Source organism: Paraburkholderia xenovorans (assembly GCF_046030735.1).
Classification (GTDB): domain Bacteria; phylum Pseudomonadota; class Gammaproteobacteria; order Burkholderiales; family Burkholderiaceae; genus Paraburkholderia; species Paraburkholderia xenovorans_A.
In genome coordinates this window covers 227011-237971 of the sequence record NZ_JAQQBV010000004.1, presented here as the reverse complement: position 1 = coordinate 237971, position 10961 = coordinate 227011, and the positions used below count along the sequence as shown (strand labels likewise).

The window sequence follows — 10961 nt, the reverse complement described above, 5'->3', positions numbered from 1 at the left end:
AGAATGAAAGTCTGTATTCCCAACAAGCATTAAACGAAGCATTTCATGTCCCGACGCATCATTCCAGTTGCCGATTTCAGCGCGTTGCCGGTCGTCTCCGGTCCCGTGCAGGCGCCTAGCGGCGTACTGCACGACGCGCTGGCGCGTCCGCTGCGCGACTTGCGCATCTCGGTGACGGATCGCTGCAATTTCCGCTGCGTCTACTGCATGCCGCGCGCGGTTTTCGACAAGGACTATGCATTTCTTCCCCATAGCTCGCTGCTGAGCTTCGAGGAAATCGAACGGCTCGCGCGGCTCTTCGTCGCACACGGAGTCGAAAAGATTCGTCTGACCGGCGGCGAGCCGCTGCTGCGCAAGAACCTCGAATTCCTGATCGAACGGCTCGCGCAACTCGTTACGCCGGAAGGCCGTCCGCTCGATCTGACGCTTACCACCAACGGTTCGCTGCTGAAGCGCAAAGCTCGCAGTCTGCGGGACGCCGGCCTGACTCGCGTCACGGTCAGCCTCGACGCGCTCGACGACACGCTGTTCCGCCGCATGAACGATGCCGATTTCGCGGTGGGCGACGTGCTCGACGGCATCGCGGCGGCCCAGGCCGAGGGCCTTGCGCCGGTCAAGGTGAACATGGTCGTCAAACGCGGCACCAACGACAGCGAAATCGTGCCGATGGCGCGCCATTTCAAAGGCTCAGGTGCGGTACTGCGGTTTATCGAATACATGGATGTCGGTACGTCGAACGGCTGGAACATGACCGAAGTGCTGCCGTCAGCCGACGTGATCACGCGCATCGCCGAACATTTCCCGCTCGTTCCGCTCGAAGCGCACAGCGCCGGTGAGACCGCGCAGCGCTGGGGTTACGTCGACGGCGGCGGCGAAATCGGCGTGATTTCGAGCGTGACCCGCGCGTTCTGCGGCAGTTGCACGCGCGCGCGTCTGTCGACCGAGGGCAAGCTGTATCTGTGCCTGTTCGCGTCGTCCGGCCATGATTTGCGCGCATTGCTGCGCAACGGCGCGAGCGATGCCGGGATCGCAACTGCCGTCGCCGAAATCTGGCAACACCGCAGCGACCGCTATTCGCAATTGCGCGGCCGCAATACGGCCGAAGCGCCCGCACGGGAAGGCCGTCGGGTGGAAATGTCGTACATCGGCGGCTGAGCGGCTGCCCATGACGCCGTCACGCGAACAGATCACAGGCCTCGTTCTGGCCGGCGGCCGCGGCCTGCGCATGGGCGGCGTCGACAAAGGGCTCCAGACGCTGCATGGCGAACCGCTCGCATCCCATGTCCTTCAACGCCTCGCGCCGCAAACCGGCGCGCTGGTGATCAGCGCCAACCGGCATCCCGATGTGTACGCGGCGCTTGGCGCGCCGTTCGGTGCCACAGTGGTCGCGGATTCCATGCCCGGTTTTCCGGGACCGCTGGCCGGTTTGCTCGCCGGCCTGCGCGTTGCCGGCACGGACTTCGTGCTGAGCGCGCCGTGCGACACGCCGAACTTCCCTGCCGACCTCGCGGAACGCCTTGCTCAAGCGCTGGACGCGCAGCAAGCCGACATTGCCACCGTCACGACGGTCGGCGCCGACGGCAAGCCCTCCCTTCACCCGGTCTTTGCGCTGCTGCGCACAAGCCTCGCCGACGATCTCGCGGCCTGGCTCGCGGCTGGCGAGCGCAAAGTGCGCGCGTGGTACGAATGCCACAAGACGGTTGAAGTCGTCTTTACCGACGAGCGCGCGTTTTACAATATCAATTCGTTACAAGAACTCACCGACCTCGAGCGTTCCTGAGGCCCCGGTTGAAATCCTGCTCCGACCGCACGCGAGCGCACTCGACCACACGAAAGCGCCGCCCGCGCCACCGGTCGCGACGCCCAGCCCTTCATGACCACGCATAACCAATTTTCCCGCTGTGTCGCGCAGTACGATCCTCACGCGTTGCCTGTTTCGGCGGCCCAGGCGATTGTCCGCCAGTGGGCTACACCGGTCACGGCAATTGAGCGTGTGGCGTTGCGCGACGCGCTCGATCGCGTGCTGGCCGCCGACATCGTCTCGCCAATCGACGTCCCGGCGCACGACAATTCGGCGATGGACGGCTACGCGTTCAACGGTGCGGCACTGGCATTGAACGGCAACGCGGCGGCAGGCGTGAACGCGGTCGAATTGACGATCGCCGGCAAGGCGCTGGCGGGCCATCCGTTCGCGGGCCGCGTCGATTTGACCCAATGCGTGCGCGTAATGACCGGCGCCTGCATGCCCGCCGACTGCGACACCGTGGTGCCGCAAGAACTCGTTGAGCGCGCTGCCGACGCCACTTTGATTCGCTTTCCCGCTCATACCGTCAAAGCCGGCGCCAACCGGCGTCTCGCTGGCGAAGACCTCGCCCGCGGCCATGCGGCGTTGCGCGCCGGCCGCGTGATGCGCGCGTCGGATCTCGGTTTGCTGGCGTCGCTCGGCATCGGCGAAGTCAATGTGCGGCGGCGCCTGCGCGTCGCCTTCTTTTCGACCGGCGACGAATTGCGCTCGCTCGGCGAACCGCTCGAGCCGGGTTGCGTGTACGACAGCAACCGCTACACGCTATTCGCGATGCTGCGGCGTCTGAACGTGGACACGCTCGATCTCGGCGTGGTCCGCGACGAACCGGCCGCGCTCGAAGCCGCGCTGCGCAACGCCGCCGCGAGCGCCGACGTGGTGCTGACCTCGGGCGGCGTCTCGGTCGGCGAGGCGGACTTCACCCGGCAACTGCTGCACACATTCGGCGACGTCGCCTTCTGGAGCCTCGCGATGCGTCCGGGGCGCCCGCTCGCTTTCGGCCGCGTGTGGTCCGGCGAGCGGCCGGGAGCCGGCTCGCCTGCGTTATTCTTCGGCCTGCCGGGCAATCCGGTCGCGGTCATGGTGACGTTCTATCAGATCGTGCGCGACGTGCTGCTGCTGATGGCCGGCACCACGCCGCTGCCGTTGCCGGTGATTCATGCCACCAGCCGCCAGGCCATCCGCAAGCGCGCCGGGCGCACCGAATTCCAGCGCGGCGTGGCCGAACGGGACGCGCAAGGCCAATGGCACGTCACGCCGACCGGCTCGCAAAGCTCCGGCGTGCTGAGTTCGATGAGCGAAGCGAATTGTTTCCTCATGCTCGGGCACGATCAGGCCGATATCGCTGAAGGTGAGCGTGTCGACATCATGTTGTTCGACGGTCTCATCTGACGCTTCGCCGGTCGCACGCACAGGCGGCGTCAGGCCCGGCAACAAATCAGGTTCAAAATTACCCATCACCACTACGACACACGGGTTTGACTTACATGAAAAAACAGATCTCGTTCATTGCACCAGGACAGACGGCCAAGGCGCTTATCCTCGTGTATCTGACGTTCTCGGTGCCGATCGTGCTGCTCGGCGTGCTGGTCGCGTTCATTCGCTACGGCTCGGTGGAGCTGAGCACCGTGTTCAGCGCACTGCTGCTGAATGCGATTCTCGGCTTCGTGCTGCTGTGGATCGCTTGCCACGCATACAACTGGGTGGCGTCGCGCTTCGGCGGAATTGAAATCCAGCTCACCGACGTGCCGGAAGAAGCGTAATGACCGCGGCGGTCCGCCCGGCCACGCGCGCCGATAGCGCCGCGATCTTCGCGCTGACGTACGAGCTGGCCGGGTTCGAAAGCCTGACCCACGTGTTCACCGCGACCGAAGCGGGCTTGCGCGACGCGCTATTCGCTCACAGCCCGCGATCGACGCGCTGGTGGCGGAAGACGGCGGGCCGTGCGCCTGAACGGCTGGCGGGCGCCGCTTCAGCCAGCGACGCCGGCGCCAACGCCGCTTCGAATTAAAACCACGTTACGACTCGTCGGGATCCACGCCCGACAGCACATCGCCGAGCAGCCCGCTCGCTTCTTCGCCGGGCAACGCCTCGACATCGCGCAGCTTGCGGTTCATCACCCGCGTGCGCGTTTCCGCCGCTTCGATTGAACGCGTGACGGTTTCCAACTGTGCTTTGGTCTTCGCCAGCACGTCGCCGAATTTGCCGAACTCCGTTTTCACCGCGCCGAGCACTTGCCACACTTCGCTCGAACGCTTTTCGATCGCCAGCGTGCGGAAACCCATCTGCAAACTGTTGAGCAATGCGGTGAGCGTTGTGGGGCCGGCGATCGTCACGCGATAGTCGCGTTGCAGCATGTCGGTGAGGCCCGGACGGCGCAGGATCTCCGCGTACAGGCCTTCGGTGGGCAGGAACAGCAGCGCGAAATCGGTGGTGTGCGGCGGCGCTACGTATTTCTCAGCGATCGTGCGCGCTTCCGCGCGAATCCGTGCTTCCAGCGCGCGCGACGCGTCTTCTACCGCGACCGGGTCGGCGCGTTCCTGAGCGTCGATCAAACGCTCGTAGTCTTCACGCGGGAACTTGGCGTCGATCGGCAACCAGACCGGCGTGTTCGCGCTGCCCGGTTCGGCACGCCCCGGCAGCCTGATCGCGAACTCGACCCGATCCGCGCTCTTCGGCACGGTCGCGACATTCTTCGCGTACTGATCCGGCGTGAGCAGTTGTTCGAGCAGCGCTTCGAGCTGCACTTCGCCCCACGTGCCGCGCGTCTTGACGTTGGTCAGCACTTTCTTCAGATCGCCGACGCCCGCAGCAAGTGTCTGCATTTCGCCCAGGCCGCGATGCACCTGTTCGAGACGGTCGGACACCAGCTTGAACGATTCGCCGAGCCGCTGTTCGAGCGTGGCATGCAGTTTTTCGTCGACGGTGCGGCGCATCTCTTCGAGCCTGGTCGAGTTGTTCGCCTCGATGTCCTTCAGACGCTGTTCGATCGTCGCGCGCACTTCGGCAAAGCGCCGGTCGTTCGCCTCGGTGAGCTGCACGAGTTGCAACGTGAGCGTGTCGCCGAACTGCTTGAGCGTGCGGCCCTGCTCGTCGCGCGCCTGCTGCGCCTGCTGCTGCAGGCTGTGACGCACCGCGTCGAGTTGCTGCGCGAAACCGTCGATCTTGCCGGCCTGCACTGTCGTCATGCTGCTGAACTGCGACGCCAGTGTCTGCTGAAAGTGCGCAAAGCCGCTGCTCTGCTCGGTGCGCGACACGCGCGCCGTCTCGGTAATGTCATTGCGCAACTGCCGCTCGAGCCGTTCGTACGCATGCGACTGCGCATCGGCCGCCGCGTCGATCCGCTCGGCGAGAACTTCGAACGGCTCGTTGTCGTCAGCGCGGCCGTGGCCGCGAATCAGCAAAGCCAACGCGATGACCACAGCGACCGCCAGCACCGCGACGGCCGCCACCAGAATCATGGTCATGAACGCGCCCGGCCGATCACTTCAGCGTTGATCGGATTCGGCGGACGGCCGGCACGCGGCCCCTCGCCCAATGCCGCGATCAGATTGTCGGCGGCCAGGTTTGCCATCGCGCGGCGCGTGGCCTCGGTGGCGCTCGCGATATGCGGCGTCAGCACGACGTTGGGCACCGTCAGCAGGTCCGGATTCAGATTCGGCTCGCCTTCGTAGACATCGAGACCCGCCGCGGCAATCTGCTTCGAACGCAGCGCGTGAACCAGCGCCGCATCGTCGACGATGCCGCCGCGCGCGATGTTCGTGAGCGTGGCCGCCGGCTTCATCGATGCGAGTTCGGCCGCGCCGATCGTGTGATGATTTTCCTTCGTGTACGGCAAGACCAGCACCACGTGATCCGCGCGACGCAACAGGTCCTGCTTCGACACGTATTCGGCGTTCAGATCGGCCTCGATCTCCGGCGAAACACGCGAGCGGTTGTGGTAGATCACCTGCATGTTGAAGCCCTTCGCGCGACGTGCGAGCGCCTGGCCGATCCGGCCCATGCCGATCACGCCGAGCGTCGAGCCGTGCAGATCGGTGCCGAGAAAACCGTCGTAGGCCCACTTCTGCCACTTGCCCGCGCGCAGCCAGTGTTCCGACTCGGCGATGCGGCGCGCGGCCGCCATCATCAACGCCCAGCCGAAGTCGGCGGTCGATTCGTTGAGCACGTCCGGCGTGTTGGTGCCGAGCACATTGGCGGCGTTGAACGCGGCCATGTCGAAATTGTTGTAGCCCACCGCCATGTTCGACACCACACGCAAGCGCGGCGCCGCGGCGAGTTGCGCGGCGCCGATCGGGTCGCCTGCGGTCAGTGCGCCGTCCTTGTCGGCGAGACGGCGTGTCAATTCGTCGCCGGGCAGCACGTCGCCTTCGTTCCAGTCGACGTCGAAATACTGTTTGAGCCGTTCGATCACATCGGGAAAGATCGGACGGGCAACGAGGATCTTCTGCATTGCAATTCTCCGGATAGCGCGTCGAGTTCGGTTGCCTCGACGTCAACAAGCTTTGTCAAAAAAACAGCCAGGCAGTGACGAGAAAGAGCGGTATCAACACCGCGCCCGACCAGCCCAGATAAGCGAAAAACCCCGGCATGCGAACGCCGCGCGATTCCGCGATCGCTTTGACCATGAAGTTCGGCGCATTGCCGATATAGCTGTTCGCGCCCATGAACACCGCGCCCGCTGAAATCGCCGCGAGCGTCGTGGCGCCGGTGGTCATCAGGGTGTGCGCGTCGCCGCCCGCGAGGTTGAAGAACACGAGATACGTCGGTGCATTGTCCAGAAAGGACGACAGCAGGCCGGTCGCCCAGAAGTACATCGCGTCGTGCGGTTGACCGGACGCGTCGTTCACCAGATGCACGATGCCCGCGAACGCGCCCGCCTCGCCCGCGCGCAGGATCGTGATGACCGGCGCGATCGTCACGAAGATACCGGCGAACAGTTTGGCGACTTCTTCGATCGGCGCCCAGTTGAAGTCGTTGCCGGCACGTGCGGCGCGCGGCGTGATCGCAAGCGACAGCAGCGTCACGCCGATCAGCGCAATGTCGCGCACGGCATTCTGCAATGCCACGTGAGTGCCGAATACGTCGAACTGCACGCCCGGCTTCCACAGACCGCTCATCAGCACCAGCGCGATCACCGCGGCGAGCAGCAGGAAATTGACCTTGCCGTCGATACCGAGCGGCGGCGAATCGGGCGTGCGATCGAGAAAGCGTGAGCGCTCCTCTTCACGACGATGGAAGTAGTACGAATCGAGTGCGTAGAAACCCACCAGCAGCACGCCGCAGACGAACAGCATCGGCAGCGCCAGGTGTGTCGTGGTCCAGAAGAAACTGACGCCTTGCAGGAAACCGAGGAAAAGCGGCGGGTCGCCGAGCGGCGAGAGCGAACCGCCCGCGTTCGCCACCAGAAAGATGAAGAACACCACGACGTGCACGACGTGCTTGCGGTTGTCGTTCGCGCGCAGCAGCGGGCGGATCAGCAGCATCGCCGCGCCGGTCGTGCCCATGATGCTCGCGAGCAACGTGCCGAGCGCAAGAATCGCTGTGTTCAACCGCGGCGTGCCGTGCAGATTGCCGCGCACGCAGATGCCGCCCGCCACGGTGTAGAGCGCGCTCAGCAGCACGATGAACGGAACGTACTCTTCCAGGACCGCGTGCACCAGCGTACCGAACGCGACGCCGGCCCCGAACGTCAGTCCGAACGGCACCAGAAACAGCAGCGACCACGCGGCGGCGATCTTGCCGAAATGGTGATGCCAGAAGGTCGGCGCGACCAACGGAAACACCGCGATCGACAGCAGCACGCCCGCGAACGGCAGACCCCAAAATGCGGATAGCGTCGCACCGTCGAGTGTCGCGGCAGACGCCAGTTGCGGCCACGCCGCCAACGCCAGCGCCAGCGCCAGAGTCAGCGCAGCGGCGCACACCATGCTCGTCGACCCGGCATGTCGTTTCATGAAGTTGATTTTCCTTGTTGCAGCACACTGCGAACGCTAGCGCGGCCGAACCAGGCCGCGCGCCACGCCGCTCAGGCGCCACGCACGACGATCACGTGAACCCGATAAGGCCCATGCGCGCCGAGCACGATGGTTTGTTCGATATCGCCGGTGCGCGAAGGTCCGGAGACGAAATTGACCGCACGCGGCAGCTCGCCGCGTTCGCTGCGAATCAGGCTGAATGCATCTTCATGTCCGGCGACGATTCGCGAAGCCGGCACGATCGCGATGTGCGTTTCCGGTAGCAGCCCCGCCGATGCGTACGTTTGCGGGCCGGACAACAACACCAGCGTGCCGGTCTCGGCCGTCGCGCAAAAACAGCCAGTGAGACCGACCACGTCGCCCTCTTCCGGCTTGCGAAATTCGACTTCAAGACCGGCTTCGGACCATCGCAGATCTTGCAGCGTTTGCCACGCGATGGCTTGCAGCGGCAACGCGTGTTCAGTGAGGTAGCGATGCGCGGCGGCGGGCACGTCGCTCAATGACTCGACCGTCGCGACCGTGGTCGACATTTTCTGCGCTTCCTCGACGAAGCGCGTGGTCAGATCGGCGGGCATCGGCGGACGCGGGCCCGCTGGATGACGCGCCAGATAATCCGCGGCGGTCTCACGCTCGGCGGCGGAAGGCTCGGGCTCACGCCCTTGCGCCGCGCGGATGCGCGCCAGAATGTTGCGGCGGGCATTCGATGTGTCCATAGGCGAGATCCTCGTGTCGGCAGCCGTGCGATATGGCGAGAATTATACCGGCGGCCCCGCGCGCGAACACCCTGGCCGAACGGCCGATTGCGAAGCACGCACGTCGCATGCAAACTTCGCGTGCCGGCTGCGTGCTGACTATTGGCCGACCTCTTCCGCAGGCTGCGCGATGCCGAACACCTGGCGCAGATACGCGAGATACGCCTTGTCGTCGCACATGTTCTTACCGGGCGAATCCGACAGCTTCGCCACCGGCTGGCCATTGCAACGAACCATCTTGATGACGATCTGCAACGGGTTGTAGCCCAGGTCGTTGGTCAGATTGGTGCCGACGCCGAACGCCAGTTTGCAGCGGCCGCGGAAGCGCTCGTACAGTTGCAGCACCTTCGGGATGTCGAGCGCGTCGGAGAACACCAGTATCTTGGTGCGTGAGTCGCAGCGGTTTGCTTCGTAGTGCTTGAGCAGGCGTTCGCCCCACTCGAATGGATCGCCCGAATCGTGGCGCGCGCCGTCGAACAGCTTGCAGAAGTACATGTCGAAGTCGCGCAGGAATGCTTCCATCCCGTACACGTCGGAGAGCGCTATACCGAGGTCGCCGCGATATTCCTTCGCCCACATCTCGAAGCCGAAGATCTGCGAATCGCGCAGCCGCGGACCGAGCGCCTGACAGGCCTGCAGGTATTCGTGCGCCATCGTGCCGAGCGGCGTGAGGCTGTGCTTCATCGCGTAGAACACGTTGCTGGTGCCGGCGAACTGCTCGCCCAAGCCGTCTTTCAGCGTGAGGATCACTTCCTCGTGCCATTGCTTCGAAAAGCGGCGGCGCGTGCCGTAGTCGGCGATCTTGCAGTCCGCGAATTCCGGGCGCGCGCCGAGCAGCTTGATCTTGTCGACGAGGCGCCCGCGCCCTTCGCTGTAGTCCGGCGTTTGCTGGGTATTGCGGAAATAGACTTCGTTGACGATCGCGAGCATCGGGATCTCGAACAGGATCGTATGCAGCCACGGCCCTTTGATCTCGATGTCGATTTCGCCATTGCCCTTCGGCGACGGCTGGATCGAAATGTACTTCGCGTTCAGATGGAACAGCGCGAGGAACTCGATGAAGTCGCCCTTGATGAAACGCATGCGGCGCAGGTAATCGAGCTCGTCGTCGGTGAAGCGCAGCTCGCACAGCTTGCGGACTTCGTCGCGAATCTCGCCGATATACGGCACGAGATCGACGTTCGGTGTGCGGCAACGAAACCGGTATTCGACATTCGCGGCGGGAAAGTGATGCAACACCACTTGCATCATCGTGAACTTGTACAGATCGGTGTCGAGCAGCGAAGTAATAATCATGATGGCGCGAACTGGACTGCAGGAAAAACGAAAAGCGCCTGGTTCGACCAACACGTCAATCCATGCGCGTGCGGCGCGCCCCGTGCGCGTCGGCTTGATGCATGTTACCCGAATGCGTCCGGAACCAGCGCGGAGCCGGCCTCGTGCGAAACCGCCTGTGGCGGGCGCCATAAACTAATCACGAAAACATATAAAAGGCGCCAGCCGATGCTGCATACGCCTCTTGACGTTACGATACAATAGCGCTTTTGGCTTTGCGCCACCCCAGATACCGCATGCAGGAGCTGCCTGAATGACTCACGTTGTGACCGAAAGCTGCATCAAGTGCCGCTATACCGACTGTGTCGATGTGTGCCCGGTGGACTGCTTTCGCGAAGGTCCCAACTTCCTCGCGATCGACCCCGACGAATGCATCGACTGCGCCGTGTGCGTCGCCGAGTGCCCGGTGAATGCCATCTATGCCGAAGAAGACGTGCCGGGCGACCAGCAGAACTTCATCGAGCTGAATGCCGATCTCGCAAAGAATTGGCCGAGCATCACCAAGACCAAGGCACCGCTGCCGGAAGCCGACGAGTTCAAGGACATCAAGGACAAGCTCGAACTGCTGGCTCGCTAAGGGTCTGCGAAAGGCCCGCTAAGGCCTGCACGCTACCCTGCCTGTCGCGGCAATCGAATCCAATCGAATTGAACGCAAGGTATTGACAGGCACCAGAGCTGCTTCTACAATTTCGCTTCTCTGCTGTTTGTTGTTCTGTTCCTCGATAGCTCAGTCGGTAGAGCGCCGGACTGTTAATCCGTAGGTCCCTGGTTCGAGCCCAGGTCGAGGAGCCAAGAATTGCAAAAGCCCGTTAACCACTACGGGCTTTTTTATGTAGATCAAGTTGTACTGTTGTTCCTCGATAGCTCAGTCGGTAGAGCGCCGGACTGTTAATCCGTAGGTCCCTGGTTCGAGCCCAGGTCGAGGAGCCAAAAATTTGAAAGGCCCGCATTCGTGCGGGCCTTTTTGTTTTTGGCGACGTCAGGCAGAGAGTCATCCGCACAGATGAGCGGCCCCTGCGCGCCGGTCCACGCGAGGAACGCGCGAAAAAGTAGGTCACACGCGCTATCGCACGAGAATTGCCACGAGCGCCGTTA

11 protein-coding genes and 2 tRNA genes are annotated in these 10961 nt (G+C 63.6%); 8 read left to right on the top strand and 5 right to left on the bottom strand.

The annotated features are described in order from the left end of the window. Positions 1–45 precede the first annotated feature (45 nt). From moaA to PQQ51_RS05775, 5 genes are all read left to right on the top strand, one after another. On the top strand, positions 46–1155 hold the full coding sequence (gene moaA, locus PQQ51_RS05795) for a GTP 3',8-cyclase MoaA (protein WP_408495552.1): 1110 nt from the start codon (positions 46–48) through the stop codon (positions 1153–1155). A gap of 10 nt (positions 1156–1165) precedes the next feature. Next, positions 1166–1780, top strand: a complete 615-nt coding sequence (mobA, locus tag PQQ51_RS05790; protein WP_408495550.1) for a molybdenum cofactor guanylyltransferase MobA — start codon at positions 1166–1168, stop codon at positions 1778–1780. A 93-nt stretch (positions 1781–1873) separates the two neighbouring features. Then, on the top strand, positions 1874–3193 hold the full coding sequence (gene moeA / locus PQQ51_RS05785) for a molybdopterin molybdotransferase MoeA (RefSeq protein WP_408495548.1): 1320 nt from the start codon (positions 1874–1876) through the stop codon (positions 3191–3193). A gap of 95 nt (positions 3194–3288) precedes the next feature. Then, positions 3289–3564, top strand: coding sequence for a hypothetical protein (locus PQQ51_RS05780; protein WP_408495546.1), 276 nt, complete (start codon positions 3289–3291; stop codon positions 3562–3564). Next, positions 3564–3812 (top strand): hypothetical protein, encoded by a 249-nt coding sequence (locus PQQ51_RS05775; RefSeq protein ID WP_408495544.1) that lies wholly within the window; start codon positions 3564–3566, stop codon positions 3810–3812. The genes PQQ51_RS05780 and PQQ51_RS05775 overlap by 1 nt, the downstream gene beginning before the upstream one ends. Positions 3813–3819: 7 nt before the next feature. Here PQQ51_RS05775 and PQQ51_RS05770 read toward each other — a convergent pair whose 3' ends face one another. The 5 genes from PQQ51_RS05770 to pncB form a co-directional block, all read right to left on the bottom strand. Further along, on the bottom strand, positions 3820–5268 hold the full coding sequence (locus tag PQQ51_RS05770) for a DNA recombination protein RmuC (RefSeq protein ID WP_408495542.1): 1449 nt from the start codon (positions 5266–5268) through the stop codon (positions 3820–3822). Then, the gene (locus tag PQQ51_RS05765) at positions 5265–6254 is read right to left on the bottom strand and encodes a 2-hydroxyacid dehydrogenase (protein WP_408495540.1); all 990 of its coding nucleotides are present in this window, start codon (positions 6252–6254) and stop codon (positions 5265–5267) included. The genes PQQ51_RS05770 and PQQ51_RS05765 overlap by 4 nt, the downstream gene beginning before the upstream one ends. A gap of 55 nt (positions 6255–6309) precedes the next feature. Further along, positions 6310–7758: a sodium:proton antiporter gene (locus tag PQQ51_RS05760; protein ID WP_408495539.1), complete on the bottom strand. Its 1449-nt coding sequence runs from the start codon at positions 7756–7758 to the stop codon at positions 6310–6312. Between the two features lie 71 nt (positions 7759–7829). Beyond that, positions 7830–8492: a LutC/YkgG family protein gene (locus PQQ51_RS05755; RefSeq protein WP_408495538.1), complete on the bottom strand. Its 663-nt coding sequence runs from the start codon at positions 8490–8492 to the stop codon at positions 7830–7832. A gap of 138 nt (positions 8493–8630) precedes the next feature. Next, positions 8631–9827, bottom strand: a complete 1197-nt coding sequence (gene pncB, locus PQQ51_RS05750; RefSeq protein ID WP_408495536.1) for a nicotinate phosphoribosyltransferase — start codon at positions 9825–9827, stop codon at positions 8631–8633. A gap of 292 nt (positions 9828–10119) precedes the next feature. On the opposite strand from pncB, the gene fdxA reads away from it, so the two are divergent. The 3 genes from fdxA (at position 10120) to PQQ51_RS05735 (ending at position 10796) form a co-directional block, all read left to right on the top strand. Beyond that, positions 10120–10443: a ferredoxin FdxA gene (gene fdxA / locus PQQ51_RS05745; RefSeq protein WP_408495534.1), complete on the top strand. Its 324-nt coding sequence runs from the start codon at positions 10120–10122 to the stop codon at positions 10441–10443. 139 nt (positions 10444–10582) lie between these two features. Then, positions 10583–10658: transfer RNA gene (locus PQQ51_RS05740), tRNA-Asn, on the top strand. A 62-nt stretch (positions 10659–10720) separates the two neighbouring features. After that, positions 10721–10796 (top strand) — tRNA-Asn (locus PQQ51_RS05735). The last annotated feature ends 165 nt before the right edge of the window (positions 10797–10961 follow it).